This window comes from Thalassotalea sp. SU-HH00458 (assembly GCF_040362795.1).
Classification (GTDB): domain Bacteria; phylum Pseudomonadota; class Gammaproteobacteria; order Enterobacterales; family Alteromonadaceae; genus Thalassotalea_H; species Thalassotalea_H castellviae.
The window spans coordinates 98372-113570 of the sequence record NZ_BAABWW010000009.1 but is presented as its reverse complement, the minus strand read 5'-3'; the positions used below and the strand labels follow the sequence as shown (position 1 = coordinate 113570).

Annotated in this window: 14 protein-coding genes; 9 read left to right on the top strand and 5 right to left on the bottom strand. The window is 35.9% G+C overall.

Features of this window, described 5'->3' with window-relative positions; genetic code table 11:
- The first annotated feature begins 35 nt into the window (after positions 1 to 35).
- The 3 genes from ABXH06_RS14255 (at position 36) to ABXH06_RS14245 (ending at position 3182) form a co-directional block, all read left to right on the top strand.
- Positions 36 to 662, top strand: coding sequence for a hypothetical protein (locus ABXH06_RS14255; RefSeq protein ID WP_353518653.1), 627 nt, complete (start codon positions 36 to 38; stop codon positions 660 to 662).
- 53 nt (positions 663 to 715) lie between these two features.
- Positions 716 to 2062 carry a M24 family metallopeptidase gene (locus ABXH06_RS14250; RefSeq protein WP_353518652.1) on the top strand — a complete coding sequence of 449 codons (1347 nt, stop codon included), beginning with the start codon at positions 716 to 718 and terminating at the stop codon, positions 2060 to 2062.
- A 148-nt stretch (positions 2063 to 2210) separates the two neighbouring features.
- Complete coding sequence (locus ABXH06_RS14245; protein ID WP_311583217.1) at positions 2211 to 3182, top strand: magnesium transporter CorA family protein; 972 nt, start codon at positions 2211 to 2213, stop codon at positions 3180 to 3182.
- A 22-nt stretch (positions 3183 to 3204) separates the two neighbouring features.
- On the opposite strand, the gene ABXH06_RS14240 is transcribed toward ABXH06_RS14245, so the two are convergent.
- Positions 3205 to 3843 carry a sulfotransferase gene (locus ABXH06_RS14240; RefSeq protein WP_353518651.1) on the bottom strand — a complete coding sequence of 213 codons (639 nt, stop codon included), beginning with the start codon at positions 3841 to 3843 and terminating at the stop codon, positions 3205 to 3207.
- A gap of 38 nt (positions 3844 to 3881) precedes the next feature.
- Positions 3882 to 4613 carry a transporter substrate-binding domain-containing protein gene (locus ABXH06_RS14235; protein WP_353518649.1) on the bottom strand — a complete coding sequence of 244 codons (732 nt, stop codon included), beginning with the start codon at positions 4611 to 4613 and terminating at the stop codon, positions 3882 to 3884.
- 201 nt (positions 4614 to 4814) lie between these two features.
- Between ABXH06_RS14235 and ABXH06_RS14230 the strand changes: the two genes are divergently transcribed.
- The 4 genes from ABXH06_RS14230 to hppD all read left to right on the top strand — a co-directional run bounded on the left by ABXH06_RS14230 (position 4815) and on the right by hppD (position 8736).
- A complete protein-coding gene (locus ABXH06_RS14230; RefSeq protein WP_353518648.1) occupies positions 4815 to 5153 on the top strand; it encodes a PadR family transcriptional regulator in 339 nt (112 codons plus the stop codon).
- On the top strand, positions 5143 to 5649 hold the full coding sequence (locus ABXH06_RS14225; protein WP_311583228.1) for a permease prefix domain 1-containing protein: 507 nt from the start codon (positions 5143 to 5145) through the stop codon (positions 5647 to 5649). Before ABXH06_RS14230 ends, ABXH06_RS14225 begins: the two co-directional genes overlap by 11 nt.
- Positions 5650 to 5736: 87 nt before the next feature.
- Entirely contained in the window at positions 5737 to 7479 is a 1743-nt protein-coding gene (locus tag ABXH06_RS14220) for a Na+/H+ antiporter NhaC family protein (RefSeq protein WP_311583231.1), read from the top strand.
- A gap of 213 nt (positions 7480 to 7692) precedes the next feature.
- Complete coding sequence (gene hppD, locus ABXH06_RS14215) at positions 7693 to 8736, top strand: 4-hydroxyphenylpyruvate dioxygenase (RefSeq protein ID WP_311583234.1); 1044 nt, start codon at positions 7693 to 7695, stop codon at positions 8734 to 8736.
- Positions 8737 to 8831: 95 nt separating this feature from the next.
- On the opposite strand, the gene can is transcribed toward hppD, so the two are convergent.
- On the bottom strand, positions 8832 to 9434 hold the full coding sequence (can, locus tag ABXH06_RS14210) for a carbonate dehydratase (protein WP_311583236.1): 603 nt from the start codon (positions 9432 to 9434) through the stop codon (positions 8832 to 8834).
- A gap of 161 nt (positions 9435 to 9595) precedes the next feature.
- Between can and ABXH06_RS14205 the strand changes: the two genes are divergently transcribed.
- Positions 9596 to 9874 (top strand): peptidylprolyl isomerase, encoded by a 279-nt coding sequence (locus ABXH06_RS14205; RefSeq protein ID WP_353518647.1) that lies wholly within the window; start codon positions 9596 to 9598, stop codon positions 9872 to 9874.
- Positions 9875 to 10006: 132 nt separating this feature from the next.
- On the opposite strand, the gene ABXH06_RS14200 is transcribed toward ABXH06_RS14205, so the two are convergent.
- Together ABXH06_RS14200 and ABXH06_RS14195 are read right to left on the bottom strand one after the other, a co-directional pair.
- A complete protein-coding gene (locus tag ABXH06_RS14200; protein ID WP_311583241.1) occupies positions 10007 to 12985 on the bottom strand; it encodes a TonB-dependent receptor in 2979 nt (992 codons plus the stop codon).
- A gap of 569 nt (positions 12986 to 13554) precedes the next feature.
- A complete protein-coding gene (locus tag ABXH06_RS14195; RefSeq protein WP_311583244.1) occupies positions 13555 to 13722 on the bottom strand; it encodes a DUF2897 family protein in 168 nt (55 codons plus the stop codon).
- Positions 13723 to 14008: 286 nt separating this feature from the next.
- On the opposite strand from ABXH06_RS14195, the gene ABXH06_RS14190 reads away from it, so the two are divergent.
- Positions 14009 to 15175, top strand: coding sequence for a methyl-accepting chemotaxis protein (locus ABXH06_RS14190; protein ID WP_311583246.1), 1167 nt, complete (start codon positions 14009 to 14011; stop codon positions 15173 to 15175).
- Positions 15176 to 15199: the final 24 nt, after the last annotated feature.

The following is a 15199-nucleotide window of genomic DNA, read 5'->3' as shown; positions in this document are numbered from 1 at the left end:
AGTATTGTTAAGTTAATCAATAAAAATAAAAAATTATGAATAATTTACTTCGCGTTTACGCTAAAGAACATCCAACATTACTTTTATCTATTTGTTATTTTATTGTCACTATCATAGGGGTTATTTATAGCTATTTTTATTATGCCGAATTTGGTATTGAAATATTAAAATTTGCTGATCTAAGTGACTATTTACTCGCATCTATACTTGAGCCGTTATCGATAGTTGTGTTTGTATTTTGGGTAATATTTTATCTGTTATCATTTAAACTGGAGCTATGGGCAAGGAAAAAGTTTAATGGTTATGGTCGATTTGTTGAAAGAACCATGAAACCTAAATATTCAGATCCCATTCTTTTTTGTTTAGCAATTATTGTGATAACGGTGATTTTTGTGAAAAATTTAGCCATTGATAATACGTTAAAAATAAAAGCTGGCAATTTCGATGATTACAGTGCGTTATTACCAAACGATAAGGATGAACAAAAGCTTGCATTTTTAGGCTCTTCAAGCCGTTTTTCTTTTTTCTATGATCTTGATTTAAATGAAGCGATTGTCATTCCCGTTGAAAGTATTGCCTATATGAAAAAGAAACTGCCAATCGAATCTGTTAAAGCGCAAACGGAAAAAGAGAGTGCTTCTGAAAATGACACAGTAAAATAATCCAATCAATTTAATAGTTGAGTAGTTTAATTAAGGGAATAAAGAGGTGTTATATGCGCATTAAATTTATCATTGTTATGGCGTTAATGTTAATGAGTTTTATTGGTAAAACTTCCGATAATATGAACTTTGATAACGCTACTATTTTGACAATGAAGCAAAGAGCAAGCTTTATCAATAATAATACCCGTGAAAGAGTTGAGCAGTTATTACCAAAACTCATGGATGATTCGGGTATCGATTTTTGGTTGATGATCAGCCGTGAATATAACGAAGACCCAATCTTAAAAACACTTTTACCAGCAGAATGGTTATCAGCGCGCCGCACCACTATGCTGGTATTTGCTAAAAACCAAGATAAAACGGTCAGTGCCTATGCAATTGCCCCTTATAAAATTGGTGAACTCTTCAAAAAAGCTTGGGACAAAACGGCAAACCCAGATCAATGGCAAGCATTATTAGCTTTAATCAAACAATATGATCCTAAAACCATTGCGATAAATCAATCTCAGCATTGGGCACACGCAGACGGCCTGACAGCGACAGATAAGGAAAAACTATTAGCTGTTTTACCCAAACAATATCAAACACGAATTGTCTCTGCTGAGCAGCTAGGAGTCGCCTGGTTAGAACAACGTATTCCAAATGAAATGGCCGTATATGAAAATATGGTGGCATTAACGCACGATATTATTGCGCTTGGTTTTTCAAATAAAGTTATTGAAGTTGGCAAAACGACGACTGATGATCTGGTTTGGTGGTTTAGAGAGCAAGTACGTCAATTACGATTACAAACTTGGTTTCATCCTAGTGTTAGTATTCAACGAAAAGAAAACAAGACATTTGATCATATCGATAGTTTTACCAATGGCTATCAAACAAATATTATTGTTCCAGGAGATTTATTGCATGTAGATTTTGGTATTCACTATTTACGTTTAAATACTGATATTCAGCAACATGCTTATGTATTAAAAGAGAATGAAAAACAAGCGCCAGAGGAGCTAATTTCTGCGTTTACTTTAGGTAATAAGCTGCAAGATATTCTTACTAATAATTTTAAAGTAGGGCGCAGTGGTAATGAAGTGCTTAAAAAGTCGAGAGCTCAAGCCATCGAGCAAGGATTAACGCCAACCATTTATACCCATCCCATTGGGTTTCATGGCCACGGAGCCGGAACTACAATTGGTATGTGGGATGCTCAGCAAGGTGTATCAGGCAGTGGTGATCACCCTTTACATGCCAATACTGCCTATTCAATAGAATTAAATAATGCTGTTTTTTTAAAAGCTTGGAACAAAGAAATTCGTATCATGCTCGAAGAGAACGCGTTTTTTAATGGAAAAAATGTTCAGTACCTTGATGAAAGACAAACGAGTTTGCATATTATTCAGCATTAAAATAGATATTATTACATTGAGTTTGATTAATTTTGTTGAATTTTCGTGACATTAAGAACAAAGTAAAACTAATGGACGTTGGTTAGTTTATTTAAAAAGCCAACCCAAACTGACAACAATTAAGATGTTTTCTATAAGGTAAACGTGAATGATCAAATCTCTGTTAATATCGCCCACCTCATCAGCTGAATTAGGCGATGAAACTCTTATTCAGCAATGGAAAGACAATGACAGTGCTTTTTTATGGCTTGATCTCGAAGGTTTAGACAAAGCAAAAGAAAAGCGAATACTCGAAGAGTTTGGTTGTCATCCGTTAGCCATTTTAGATACTCAAAGGGATAGACATCCACCAAAAGTTGAAGCCTTTAATGACTATATATTTTTATTGTATCGAGGCTTTGTCGCTAATGATGAAAATTTAAATTTTGAAAACTTGCAAATTAGTATGTTTGTAGGGCATCGAATATTAATTACTTGCCACACTCAAAGCTCAATTGCGATCAATGCTTTATTTAATGTCGCCAGTGAAAAACACTTAAAACGTAGCCCTATGCATTTAGCGCTGATGATTTTTCATAGCAGTTGTGGCAATTATTTAAAACAGTTGTTTTCTTTTGAGAGCAAGTTAGAAAAAATTGAAGATCAATTTCAATCAAGTGGCAATGATCAAATGATGCGAGAAATCACCAGTTATCGCTCCCAGTTGGTTAAAATTAGACGTACTTTTAATTATCACCTTGCCATTGGAAATACTTTAAATACGTTGCTGGAAGATGAAGAAACCTCATTAATTACCGCAAAAGAAATCCATACGGTTAATGATTTAAGAGAGCGTTTAGATAGGTTATTAAGCCTTTCTCAAATGTATTATGATATTTGTGGCGATCTTGTTGATGGCTACATGTCGATTACTTCTCATCAATTAAATGCCACGATGCGGATTTTAACGGTTATTACCGCATTATTTGTGCCGTTAACCTTTTTAGCTGGAATTTACGGGATGAATTTTGAACATATTCCTGAGTTAAAGGTGAAGAACGGTTACTTTATTTTATTAGGCGTGATGTTAACTATTTCAGTAGGGTTAGTGATTTTATTTAAACGTAAGAAATGGTTATAAATTAATTAGTTACTAATTAAAACTAATCTAGTTGTAAATAATCTAAAGTAGAGATCCGGCCGTTGTGGGTAGACTCTACTTTTAATGGATGTTTTATATCTTTCCAAGCCGTCACTTTGCCACCACAGTTTAATTTTTCGAAGCTTTCAGCCGTTTTATTTAAACCGAAAAATGCTTGTAACTGGTTTAGGCTTTCTGCCTGACTAATGTTTAACACCAACAAATCGTTCTCACGTTGTAGAAAATAATTTAGCACTTCATTTTTATGTGTTTTATAGCAATCAATTAAGAAATCATCTTGGAGTATATTTTCTAAGGTAAAAGGAGAGAATACTTGTTGATAACATCTTTTTAAGTATGGGTTAAAGCCACCATCATCTCGGGTGATGTTATGGAACATGCGTTGTAATAGTTGTCTAATTGATGGTAACCATACATTTAACTCTCTTTCTAAATAGATAAACTTGCTATTCGGGTAATACTTATCAAGTTGTTGATAATCAGTAAAAACAGGCGTATCAGCAATTACATCTGCCTGCTCGAATGTTTTTTGTGTATAGGCAGTATGAGCAACTTTAAAACCTAAATCTAAACATTTACTACAAATGCTAGTGGTGCCAGTTCTGGGCAAGCCGATGATAAAAGTTTTTTGAGTTGTCATCTAATGTTTTACTTACAATAAAATTAATTTTGTTTGGGTTAATGCAGTAACCATTTAGTTTTTAACGTTAACCATTCTGATTTTCCTTTGGCTGAGTTAAACCAGGCTTCAATATCTTGTTTAAGTTGTGGGGTCGATTTACTGATTAAAATACTACGCTGAAATGCTTTGTTATACCCCGTTAATATTTTTAAATTATCATTAATATCAGGAATGGTTCGTTTAAAATACTCAAAGGTTTGCAGACCGACAACGCCAATATCGGCACGTTTATACAGCAGCATTAATGCCACCGCTTTTTCATTATGTACATTGGTACGAATAGCGAGGTTATTTTTAAAAAGTTTTTCTAAATTGAAGTAGGTATAGTTTCTGACTGTCGCGATAGTTTTATTATGTAATGAGCTAATATCTTGATAATTCATGTTTTTGTCGTGCGTAATATAGAGTTCTCGCTCAGGAATTAAATCTAAAATCCAGTCATATTTTTTCATTGGAATATCATCAACCCAAGCAGGGTTAGTCCATAAAACCGCACTGCGTATATTATCCTCCGTTAATATTCTAGGTTTTGGCATTTGAACGATAACATAATGATATGTTTTAGAGTGTTGGTTAAGCGCAGCAGCAAAGTCATAACTTAAGCCTACCCTATCTTTTTTATCGACAATAAAAGGCGGCTTATCAAAATAAACAAATAACTCAATTGTTGTTTTTGCGACAAGGCTACTAGAGGTAAATAGCAAAAAGAGGGCAAAGGGGATTTTCATTAACAACAGATACAATTTCAATCTTCTTTGAATAGCCATGAACAAAATGATTATAGCTAAAGTTAACTAAACTGATAGTTATTTCTTCAGTTTTTATTGGAGAAATGAAGGCAAATAAGTCCGTTATTTAACAGCGTTACTTTACTTACATAGAAATGCTATGTATATTTATACCTTATAGTTCTATGTATTGAGTTGTCGATGAAGTACTCCAAAGATTTTGTTGCCGCATCAACCACACCATTGGTTTTAGCTGTATTAAATCAAGGTGAAAGTTATGGCTATGCAATTATCCAAAAAGTTAAGGCCTTGTCTAATGGTGAGATGGAATGGGCTGATGGCATGTTATATCCGATTTTACATCGTTTGCAAAAGAAGGATTTTATTGAAGCCATTTGGGGAACAAGTGATACCGGCCGTAAAAGAAAGTATTACCATTTAACCGCCTTAGGTAAGGAAGAGCTTTTACAGCAACGGATAAATTGGCAACAACTAAATACTATGCTTGAAAAGTTAATGGGAGAGAGCAATGAGCAGTAATCATTTTGATTTAAGCAAAGCCGTTCAACAGTGGTGTGAGCTGGTTTTATGTCATGACAGTATTAAAAGTAAGAATATAGAAGAACTTAAAGATCACTTATATTGCCAGATTGAATCTTTCCAGGCACAAGGTCAAGACGATAAAACTGCGTTTAAACTGGCAATAGCGAAAATGGGTGAGGTAGAAACCTTATCCAATGAATATGAAAAAAACCGCACTTTTTTTCAGAAATTATCTGCTTTTGAATATGGCACCGTAGGGGATCATGCAAGAGAAACCATGAGTATTAAATCGGCGGTTATTCAACAATCTATTTTATGGGCAGCCGCAATAATAGGGACTAGTATAATGATTGAAGAGAAAGAGCAAGCGATGTCTTTAATCTTTATTGTGTTAATACCCTTAAGCGTCGCTAATATTATTTCATTGAAAACTGACAGTTTTGCTAAAGAATGCCGCTATATAAAAAGTAAAATTTCTCAATGGTTTAGTTAACTGTTAGGTTTAATAAAATAAACATTCATAGCTTTTAAAGTTTGATGTGTTTTTTCTGTAAATGCCTCTAAGAGCATAGGACTTTTAATGTTTTCAAATTTTACTTTATTTACAAACCTTAACCGTTTGGCCCTGCTAATTTTTATAACAGGTTTTTCACTGGCGATATATATTCATCATTCTATTGATAAAACTTGGTTAGAACAGCGCTATGTATATGAGATATTTCAAACCTCGCAAGGTAAAGATGCCTATATTTATAACGGACAAGAAATAGAAATCAATCAGGTTGTTCCATATCAGTCGTCACCCTTAAACCAGCAACATTTAAATCAACTTAACCAAGCGCCAACATTGAAACAGCAGTGGGTCATGGATGATAGCCAATCGTTATTTTTATTAAAACCTGCGTTTCATTATGGGTTCTGGTCGTTATTACCAGCGTTTATTACCATCGCTTTATGTTTGATCACTCGAGAGCCGTTAACAGCCTTATTTGGAGGCATAGTGGTGGGAGCTTTGATGCTTGGTAATTATGATCTCACTGACAGTGTCATTATTCCCAATCTCGCCAGTCAGGGGGCTGCGGGATTGCTATTGCTTTACTTGTGGTTGTTAGGAGGATTGCTCGGTATATGGTCCAAAACGGGTGCAGCACAAGCGTTTGCACACTATATGACAGAAAATTATGTTAAAGGGCCAAGATCAGCCAAGTTAATTTCATGGTTTATGGGGATATTGTTTTTTCAAGGGGGAACAATGAGTACTGTTTTAGTGGGTACAACAGTAAGGCCTCTCGCGGATAAAGCCAAGGTAAGTCATGAAGAAATGAGTTATATCGTTGATTCAACGGCGTCACCTATTGCGGCCGTTATTGCTTTTAATGCATGGCCTGCGTACGTGCAAGCCCTTATTTTTGTTCCAGGTGTCTCATTTTTAGCAACTGAGTCTGATCGTATCGCGTTCTTCTTTTCAAGTGTTCCTTTCAGTTTTTATGGCATATTAGCGGTATTAGGTACCTTGCTATTAAGTTTAAATATCACAACGTTTGCCGGCAAACGTATTCGTGCTGCCCAACATCGCGCTCTCACTACAGGCGAGTTAGATGCTCCTAATGCTAAACCATTAAGCGCCAAAGAATTACAACGTTGTGAAGTACCTAAAGGTTATCACTCCCATCATTTAGAGTTTATTCTTCCTTTAATTACTTTAGTTGCGACAGCCGTTATTACTTTTGTTGTCTTTGAATCACCCAAAATTAACTGGGCATTTGGCGCCGCACTATTGCTTTCTGCTTTTATAGCGTTAGGCAAAGGGATGTCATTAATGGATTTAATTGATGGTTTTGGTAACGGTTTAAAAGGGGTTGTGGTGGCATCGGTTATTTTAATGTTGGCCGTTATCATAGGAACTATCAGTAAAGAAATTGGCGGTGGTTTATATTTAGTGTCTCAACTTGGTGAGCAATTACCGTTTTGGACACTGCCGGTAATATTGCAGCTAATTACCATGGTCATTGCATTTTCCACAGGGACAAGTTGGGGAACATACGCGATTGCTTTTCCATTAGCTATGCCGTTAGCTTGGGCGGTTTGCCAGTCACAAGGGCTCGCTAATCCCGAAATATTTATGATGGTATGCTTTGCCACGGTATTAAATGGTAGTGTTTATGGGGATCAATGCTCACCTATTTCAGATACAACCATTTTAAGTTCTATGACAACAGGTTGCGATTTAATGGATCATGTTAAATCACAAATTGTACCGGCAACATTTGCCGCAGCAACGGCAGCATTGCTATGGACAGCTTGTGTTTATTTCTTTGCATAATGGTTAAATTAACACGCGATAAAATCCGGCGTAACAATATGTTTACATCTGTTGTGCAGGCATTGATTGAGCTTGCTTTGAGTCGAATCTTTATTGAGCGATTTATTCGTACATAAAGTTTTACGTAAGCATGCCGTACTCTCTTTTCTGGAAGCTTTCTCTTCTTATTTAACATGGTGATAATAACTTTATCGATGTTAAAGAGAGATAGACATGACTGAACTAGCTAACCCGTTAAATTTACGTGGTATTGAATTTACTGAGTACGCGTCACCAGATTCTGACTTTATGGAAAATGCTTTTTACGGCTTTGGTTTTTCTAAAACTAAAAAGTTTAAAGGACGCGATATTGATTATTTTAATCAAAATGATATTCATTTTTTATTAAATAATGAACAAGCCGGTTTTTCTAAAGAGTTTGCAAAGAGCCATGGCCCTGCCATTTGTTCTATGGGCTGGAGAGTGGATGATGCCGATTTTGCTTTTGAAGAAGCCGTTAAACGTGGCGCAAAATCTGCTGAGAATGCTGATAATAAACTGCCTTATCCTGCTATTTATGGCATTGGTGATAGCCTCATTTATTTTATCGATAAATTTGGTGCTGAAGGCTCTATCTACGAAGATGATTTTGAAGATATCGCTGAGCCTGTACTCAAAGAGGAGAAAGGGTTTTTACGCGTTGATCATTTAACAAACAATGTTCATCAAGGTACCATGGAATATTGGTCAAATTTTTATAAAGATATCTTTGGCTTTTCTGATGTTCGCTATTTTGATATTAAAGGCGAAAAAACAGCGCTCGTTTCCTATGCTTTACAATCACCTTGTGGCACTTTCTGTTTACCTATCAATGAAGGTAAAGGTAAAAAGAACAATCAAATAGATGAATATTTAGATGAATATAATGGTCCAGGTGTACAACATTTAGCTTTTATTTCGAAAGATTTATTAGGCTCGTTAGATAAGCTTGATAAAGATATTATTGATACTTTAAATATTGTTCCAGAATATTACGATGATGTATTTGATCGTATTCCATGGGTAAAGGAAGATCATCAACGCATCCGTGAACATCAAGTATTAGTGGATAGTCAAAAAGAAAACTCATATTTATTACAAATTTTCACTAAAAATATCTTTGGTCCTATTTTTATTGAAATGATCCAACGTGTAGACGACCAAGGTTTTGGTGAAGGTAACTTTACGGCTTTGTTTAAGTCTATCGAATTGAATCAAATGGAACGTGGTGTTTTATAATTATTTAATACAATAATTATACATCTTTAAAAAATAAAAAATCCCGCAAGCTATTGCGGGATTTTTTATGTCAGAAACTAAATAATAGCACGAGTTTAATTTTGTTTTGGGCTGGTCACGTTAAGATCCTTTAATATTCCGTCATGCAAATTATAAACAAAACCATGGACTTTAATATCTTGGTTCTTCTGCCAAGCGTTTTGTAAAATAGTGGTATTAGAAACATTGGCGACTTGTTCAATGACATTGAGCTCACATAACGTGTTTACTTTTTCGGTATTATCGGTGATGTCATCAAGTTTTGCTTTGTGAAAACGATAAACGTCTTTGATATGTCTTAACCAGTTATCAATTAAGCCATAGCTTTCCGTGTCTAAAGAAGCTTGCACGCCACCACAACCATAATGGCCACAAACGATAATGTGCTTTACCTGTAAAATTTCAACCGCATATTGAATAACAGAAAGACAATTTAGATCAGTGTGAATTACTTGGTTAGCAATATTACGGTGTACAAAAACCTCACCCGGTTGCATGCCTAATAATTCATTCGCGGGAACGCGTGAGTCTGAGCAACCGATCCATAAGTATTCTGGGTTTTGTTGTTCTGACAAAGATTGAAAAAAATTAGGATCTTCTTGGTTGATTTTTTCAGCCCAGTCGCGGTTGTTTTTAAATAAATGCTCGATTACTTTCATGGAAAACCTACTAAGAAATAATGTATTTCGACATTTTATGTCAAAAAGGTTCCGATTGTAAAATAACAATGTGTTTTCTCGTCTAGAAATTATGAACTCATTGGTAAATTGCTTTAAAATAGTAAGAGATCTAAAAAATAAACGAGAATTTAGGAGTGAAAATGGCAACAGCGTGTGCACGACATATCTTAGTCAAAACCGCAAAACAAGCTCAAGAAATTAAAGATAAAATTGCAAAGGGTAGTGACTTTGGTCAAATGGCGAAAAAATTCTCGACTTGTCCTTCAAAGAAGAAAGGTGGCGATTTAGGGGAGTTTAAAAAAGGCCAAATGGTCAAAGCATTTGATGATGTAGTGTTTAAAAAAGAAGTGTTAACCGTTCATGGCCCAGTTAAAACACGTTTTGGTTATCATTTAATTCAAACTATTTATCGTAATTAATAATCTTAACTGGGTTTCATATCTAAGAGTAATTGCTAAAGGCTGCTAATTTTAATTAAAATAACCTCAAAGAAAAAAACCGGTTAATCATATTAACCGGTTTTTTATTCTTAGGTTTTAAAATTTAACTTATTAAAAACTTACTTCTAATCCTAATGTTGCAAATCTTGGAGTTTGCCAAGTTTTGGCTGCACCATAGAACTGGTTACGTCCACCAGCAGCCCAGCCTATGCCTTCATAGTTATCAACAACAGTTGTTGCAGCATCGTTATCGAGCACATTATAGATATCTAATGTCAATAACATGTCGATGTCATTGACCTCGAAACTATAGTTAGCTGATAAATCTACATTGAAAGTCCAAGAAGTTGTACCATTACTTCCACGAGGGAAATAATCTAATGAACCATCATCTTGGGTTATATAATAAGTATCACCGTAGCTACCATATAAATCACCATCTGTACTCCAATAGCTACCACCTTGTATACCGCGAGGACGACCACTTGATAGTGTCGAATTCCAACCAAGTACTAAGTCTTCCATCACTTCATAGCTACCGTAGAACTTAAATACATGGCGGCGGTCATTTGGTAAATTACCATAAGCACCATCCATCAATGCTGGGAAATCGAAATCAGTTGTTAAACCAGCATCTTGCTGACCATTATCTGATTTAACCGCACCTTCAAAGTTTCCGTAGCTATGTGACCATGTCCAGTTAGCTGACCAGTTTAGTTTTTCACCTTGATAACGAATCGTAGTTTCTAAACCGTAGTACTTGTTTATGCCTTCAGGTAATTGAATCGTTGTGTCATTATCAAATGTTGTCAGTGTACTATTATCACGGAAGCCATCGCCATCTGCATCAAGGTAGATTGAAGCATCACTTCCAGGGTTCAGCATCATACAATAAGCATTTGCATAAGCCCCACAGTAATCATCAAGTGCCGTCTCAACAAAACGATAAGTACCTTTAACTAAAACAGAATACTCATCATCTAGCATACCTTCATACCCGATAATATATTCTACTTTAGAAAACGGTTCAGCTTCTGCAGCTTGGAAAGTATCTTTTGTCGGAGGTTGTGGAGTTGAGTTAACTACTTGAGAATTCGCTTCACTTCCATTTACTGGCGCAGCACCGATTGGCGTACCATCAGCCGAATTAATACCGGTAAAAGTATAGTGTGTTGTCCTGTCATCTACTCCTGAAGCAGCTCTGAAAATAGTATTATTCGCAATCGGTAAATAATATTGACCTGCAGTAGCAAATATTTTACTTTCGCCATTACCTGTTGGATCCCAAGATAAACCTAAACGGGGCGCAACATCAGTCGTGAACTGAGTTAATGTATTACCTGTAACACCATAGTTCTCAAAAGAATCAACGCGGAAACCAATACTTAATGTTAAATCTTCAGTAGCTTCCCATTTATCTTCAATAAAATATGCTTCAATGTCACTTGTGAAACCACCGCCACCAGAAAATATACGATCACGTACATACTCTTGAGGGGTATCAGAATTGTTAGTAAATAACACACCGTTCAGGCCTTGAATGCTAGCGCCAGCACCTAATGTATAATATGTGTAACTATGACCGCCTGATGGTTTTGATATACGTGTTGTATCACGCTCTTGCAACTCGTAACCCGCAGTGATCGTATGATCGCCAAATGCATACTCTATATCAAATGAATATTGTGTATTACTATCGGTATTTTCACCAAACGTACCACCTTGACCGCAACCTGTAGCAAGAACAGCAGGAGCCGGAGAACGTGCATCATTTACTTGTGGACAAATAGTTTCTGTTGGGCTTGTTTCATAATCTGCATCGATTGTACCATACAATGCTGAAATAATTAGATCATCAGTAATGTAACCCGTGTAACTGATGCTATGCGTTTCGCCACCACGTAATCGTTTGTTAGCACCTATTTCATCCCCTCTTTGAGCAGTCAAAACATCATCATAAGCGTAAATTGTTTCTATTGACTCTGTTTTATTTGAATAACCAAAATAACTTAAACGATGGTTTTCACTGATATCCCAATCAACGGTAGCGCCCCAAAAAACATCATCTTGACTTTCACGATCGCGCACTTGGTTATCAGCAAGGTAATGATTCCAAAAAGATGGCTGCCATCCATATGTACGTGTTGAATCTTTAGGATTCACCATTGCATAGAAAAACAAGGTATCTTCAATAATTGGACCGCCTACTGACAAGGTAATTTCTTTGTCAGTTTGCTTGTTAATTGCATCATTACGATAGCCAGTACCTGTGCCGCCATTCGCACGTGACATCTGTTCGTTGTCGCTTCTCCATGAGTCAGGAGTGTAAGTCGCTCTTGCACCAAATTCCCATTTATTAGTACCACTTTTTGCGGTTGCATTAATCGCACCACCGGTCGCTCTACCATAACGGGCAGAATAACCACCTGTTTTCACCTGAAATTCCTTATAAAAATCAAACGGTAGCTGACCACACCCTAAACCATTACGAGTATTAGTAACTTCCATACCATTGATGTAACAAATATTTTCTGCAACAGATGAACCACCAAAAGATGCTGCATTACCAAAGGTAGTATCACCTTTGACAACACCAGGCGCTAATAAAGCAACTGCAGTGATGTTACGAGCAATTGGCATGACATCGATATCAGCTTCACCAATGGTTAAACCTGAATCTGAAGAGGTTAAATCAACGGTTGCTACCGTAGAAGCAACAACTTGAATTACTTCAACATCGCTATCTGGAGCAGCAACTTCAAAGTTAGTTATCGTATTTTTACCTAATGAGACTCTTACTTTTTCGAGAGCAAGTACGGTATTTCCTTTAGATACTGTTACTTCATAAGGACCTGAAGGCAATTTAGCTAGTCGATAACTACCGTCATCACTTAAACTAATTCGTCGTGTAGTACCTGTCTCTAAATTGACCGCTTTTACAGTAATACCTTCAGCTGTACCTTGAGTTAAAGATACAACACCTCGTACATCTTCTGCTGAAGCAGATGACATGCCAATAACCGTCGAAATGGCAACGGCGGTTAATGAACGTTTAAAAGTTTTCAAATAATTTGTATTTGAACTTTTCATTTTATTCTCCCTGAATCACTCAAGTGATTTTTGTGGCTTTTCACAAAGCAAATTTTTGAAACCCACCTTGTAAGTTTTATTTTCTTCGACATTTTGAGTCGAATGAGATACTAAACTTAACTGCAATTTTTATTCAAACCGACATCACAGGGTTTTAACGTTTTTGTTACATGTTGAAACACCTAAAGAAAGTCAATAAGTATATATAAATCAGTATGTTGGTTTTGATTGTTGCGGAGAGTGTTTCAAGGAAGACACAGTGATGGCTCAAGATGAGTGTTTTTTGATTGTTTTATGATTTATTCTTTTAAAACAGTAGTTTATAGTGTGTTTTTGTGTGTATTTATATGTTTCAACTAAACCGATAAAAAATGCATATAGCGATGTTTTTATATTTGCCTATATAAAACAAGGGTTTGCGATTGTAATTCATGCTGTACATTTAAGGTTACAATGCTAAGTTAATGTAATTCATATATAAAATGTAAGAATTGTAAGAAGTGTAACAAAGGCAGAAAAACAGAGTTTTAGAGAAAAATCGTGCTTATTATTACAGAGATAAAAGTGGGTTATTTTTGACGTTTATCTTTTTGTTGTTGTTCACTTTCTCTTTGCTGAATCTTTTTCTTTTGTGCATCGGTTAAGATAAATTTCTTGGCTGACTTTCTGATCGTCATAATTGAACCGATCACAACAGCGAGACAACAAAAAATAAGTAAAAGTATGGTTATATTCATTTTGGTGCTCACGGATCAGATAAGTCGAATAGGGTATGTTACTAAGAGAAGTTTCCCTCGTCTACGGTTGTTTTGTGAGACGATACAGTTGACGGCTTCTTTAACTATTGATTTATTAGTGTGTCACTAAGTCTTTAAAAGCGATTAAATTATCCGTTAATTTGCAAAAATATGTCGCAAATTCGGCTAATTATCTGTAACTTTATGTAATAGAGTAAATATTGGCTGATTTCGGTTATATTTATTTAAGAAAAATAATATTCTACAAGACTAAATTGGATGGATTATGTTCAATCGATTACATATTAAATTATTACTTCCTACTGCTGTAATAGGAGTGCTTGCTCTTTTATTTGTAGTGCTGTTTGCACAAGACATGAACAAGGGCAGTGTTATTACTTTATTGCTGGTATTAGTTATTGCTCAGGTAAGTGCGAGTTTTTTCTTTTCAACCCAATTTTTAAGTAAACGCATCGAGAACTTAAAACATTATTTAGATTTAGTGATCAGTGTTGATCAGGCGCCTCCTGAACCGCTTAAAGATGAACAGAGTGATGACTTTGCTGGGGTTGTTAATGAGCTCAGTTTATTTATCGCTAACTTAGCCGATGTTATAAAAGATATAAGGCAAGAATCGGACTCGTTAAGACAAGGCGCAGGCTTTTTAACCAGTCAAATCAGTGATTCTGTCATTATCGTTGATCAATCAGCAGAGCAAATTGAACAGATGGCCTCTTCGATTGATGAAATAGCTTCAACATCTACAACGTTATCTCAAGGTGCAGCTCAAGTGAGTGACACCTCTAATGAAGTATTAAGCCTGTTGCAACAAGGAACGTCAGCCTCTAACACAAGTCAAGAAACCATTGCAGCCTTCGCCAATGAAGTAACCGAGATGGCCAACGAACTCGCATTATTACAAGAAGAGTGTTCGCGTATTGGTAGCGTACTTGATGTTATACGTGGAATAGCTGACCAAACAAATTTATTAGCATTAAATGCCGCAATTGAAGCTGCTCGAGCAGGAGAACAAGGTCGAGGTTTTGCTGTTGTTGCTGATGAAGTTAGAGCGTTAGCGCATAGAACACAAGAGTCTACCGTTGAAATTCAATCTATGGTTGAAGGGCTACAAGAAAAATCGACCAATGCGGTAAATGCTATCGCTAAAGGCGAAAACTTAACGCAAGATAGCTTACAACAATCTGAAGAAGTTGTTGAAGCACTAGGAAAAATTGGCCAAGTATTTACTGAGGTAAATACCTTAACATCACAAATTGCCAGTGGTACTGAACAGCAACAACAATCTACTGCTTCAATTAACGATAATATGGCGGCAGTTGTGTCATTAAGCCAAGATATTAATAAAGGTTTAACGATAGTTGCAGAGCACGCAGAACAGCAAAAAGCAACGGCAGAAGAAGTTGATACAACCCTTAATAGAATTTGTGTTTAACATTTTTTAAGTTAAAATGTTACG